At 68.4% G+C, this 2,527-nt stretch carries 3 protein-coding genes; 2 read left to right on the top strand and 1 reads right to left on the bottom strand.

The features are described from left to right. A partial coding sequence (locus tag ACFWF3_RS31925; RefSeq protein WP_379317516.1) for an aldo/keto reductase occupies window positions 1–880 on the bottom strand: 880 nt, incomplete at its 3' end. A 240-nt stretch (window positions 881–1,120) separates the two neighbouring features. Between ACFWF3_RS31925 and ACFWF3_RS31920 the strand changes: the two genes are divergently transcribed. After that, the gene (locus tag ACFWF3_RS31920; RefSeq protein WP_379317518.1) at window positions 1,121–2,050 is read left to right on the top strand and encodes an undecaprenyl-diphosphate phosphatase; all 930 of its coding nucleotides are present in this window, start codon (window positions 1,121–1,123) and stop codon (window positions 2,048–2,050) included. Between the two features lie 32 nt (window positions 2,051–2,082). Beyond that, window positions 2,083–2,527 (top strand): MSMEG_4193 family putative phosphomutase (locus tag ACFWF3_RS31915; RefSeq protein WP_379317514.1); only part of this gene is annotated, 445 nt, incomplete at its 3' end.

Genomic DNA, 2,527 nt, shown 5'->3' with positions numbered 1-2,527 from the left:
CGCGGGCACCGACGATCATGCTCGTGATGCCCGGCCGATCACGGATCCAGGCCAGCGCCACCGCCAGCGGCGACGTGCCGAGCCCGTCGGCGGCGGTGACCAGCGCGTCGACCACCCTGGTCGCGCGATCGTCGTCGAGCCTGCGCCGGATCTCGGCCGCGGTCGCCTCGTCGGCACCCCGCGAATCCGCGGGGACACCGTCGCGATACTTGCCGGTCAGGATCCCACCCGCCAGCGGCGCCGACGCGATGACGCCCACCCCGTGGTGGCGGGCGGCGGGAATCACATCGTTCTCGGTGCCACGCGCGAGCAGCGAATACGGCGTCTGCGCGGCGCTGATCGGCGCGATCGCGGCCAGACTCGCCAACTGCCACGCCGCGAAACCACGCACCCCCGCGTACCGGGTGCGTCCGGTACGCACCGCGGTCTCGAGGGTTGCCGCGACCTCATCGAGCGGGGTGTACGGATCCCAGGCGGCGATGCTCCAGATGTCGAGATGGTCGGTGCCCAGTTCGAGCAGGGTCCGATCGAGTTGTTTGAGCAGCGTGCGCCGCGACGCGTCGACCACCGGGCCCACCGCCGCGGGCGCGGGCACCGAGTCGCCGACCCCGGCGCCGGGCGCGTGCATCACCACACCCGCGCTTCCGCTGAGCACCAATTCGTCACGCGACACCAGGTCGCCGAGCAGGTCCGCCAGGATCCGCTGCGCCACCCCCTCGCCGTAGACGGGCGAGAGGTCGACGAGCGTGCCACCGGCCTCGGTGAACGCCGCCAACTGCACCGATGCCTCATCGGCATCGGTATGTGTCCCCCAGGTATGGGTCGCCAACCCGATTCGCGACACCCGAAGTCCGCTGCGTCCCACCGTTCGCTGTTCCATCACCGCGCCCGCGCATTCGTCACGGCGACAGCCTAATGCGCGCACCACCACTGCCTCGCTCGGCGACCCGTGCCACGGCGCGGCAGAACTCGATCTCGGTGATGGGCGGGCGACGACCGACCGCAACGACGGGTAGGGTCGCTGCGAGATCGTGGCGGTCACAGCCGCAGGTGCAGGAAAAGCCCAGGAGGACGCCGTCTTTCGGGCGCGAGTCAGCAGGAGGACGTGTTGGGCGAGTCGATGACCTGGTTCCAGGCATTGGTACTCGGATTGGTGCAGGGACTCACCGAGTTCCTGCCGATCTCCTCCTCCGGACACCTTCGGATCGTCTCGGGCGTGTTCTTCGGCGACGACGCGGGTGCCTCGTTCACCGCTGTCACTCAACTCGGCACCGAACTCGCGGTCCTGGTGTACTTCGCCAAAGACATCTGGCGCATCCTCGTCGCCTGGTTCACCACCCTCGGCATGCGGTGGCGGGAACGCTCGCAGCGTGAGGTCGCGGTCGGCGATCGGGTGACCACGAAACTGCCGGTGATGGACCGCAGCGCCCGCGAAGCTCATGAACGTGACACCCAGCGCGAACTCGACTATCGCATCGGCTGGTACGTGATCATTGCCACGATCCCGATCGGTGTGTTGGGGTATCTGTTCAAGGACGAGATCCGCACCGGTGCCCGCAATCTGTGGCTGGTGTCGTTCATGCTGATCGCTTTCGCTCTCGTGATCGCCGCCGGTGAGTACTTCGGTAAGAAAGAACGCCCCATCGAACAGCTCACCACCCGCGACGGCATCGTCATGGGCTTGGCGCAGTGCCTGGCGCTGATCCCGGGCGTCTCTCGCTCCGGCGCCACCTCCACCGCGGGTCTGTTCCTCGGCTTGAAGCGTGAGGCGGCTGTGCGGTTCTCCTTCCTGCTGGCGATCCCCGCAGTGACCGCGTCCGGGCTGTTCAGCCTGCCTGACGCGTTCGAACCGGCAGGTGAGGGGCTCAATGCCAGTGGGCCGCAGTTGCTGGTCGCTACCGTGCTGGCGTTCTTCGTCGGGTATGCCTCGGTGGCCTGGCTTTTGAAGTTCGTCGGCAAGCATTCGTTCTACTGGTTCGTCGGGTATCGGATCATCGTCGGCCTCGCTGTGATGGGCATGCTTGCCGCCGGCGTCGTCTCCGCCACCTGATCCCGACCCCGACCCATGGTTAGGCTGGTCCCATGACGGTGATCCTGCTCCGGCACGGAGTGTCCACCTCCAACACCGCGCGCACCCTCGCGGGCCGCGCCCCCGGTGTCGAACTCACCGAGCGCGGTACCGAACAGGCCGCCGCGGTGGCCGACCGGCTCGCGATGCTGCCGATCGAACACATCGCCAGCTCGCCGCTGCTGCGCTGTCAGCGCACGGTGGCGCCGCTGGCCGAGAAACTCGGTCTCGAACCCGACCACGACGAACGCCTCATCGAGGTCGACTACGGCGACTGGACCGGGCGCCCGATCGCCGAGCTGGTCACCGAACCGCTGTGGCGGATCGTGCAGGGTCACGCCTCGGGCGCGGTGTTCCCCGGTGGGGAAGGGCTGGCCCAGGTCCAGCAGCGCGCGGTCGCCGCGATCCGCGATATCGAACGCACGCTGGCCGAGAAAGCGGGCCGGGATGTGCTGTGGG

Origin of the sequence: Nocardia sp. NPDC060220 (genome assembly GCF_042727815.1) — a bacterium.
GTDB lineage: Bacteria > Actinomycetota > Actinomycetes > Mycobacteriales > Mycobacteriaceae > Nocardia.
This window is presented reverse-complemented; position numbering and strand designations above follow the sequence as displayed.

Excerpts from the sequence above, each read along its gene's own strand:
- ACFWF3_RS31920 (WP_379317518.1), top strand. The coding sequence starts at position 1,121 with ATGACCTGGTTCCAGGCATTGGTACTCGGATTGGTGCAGGGACTCACC.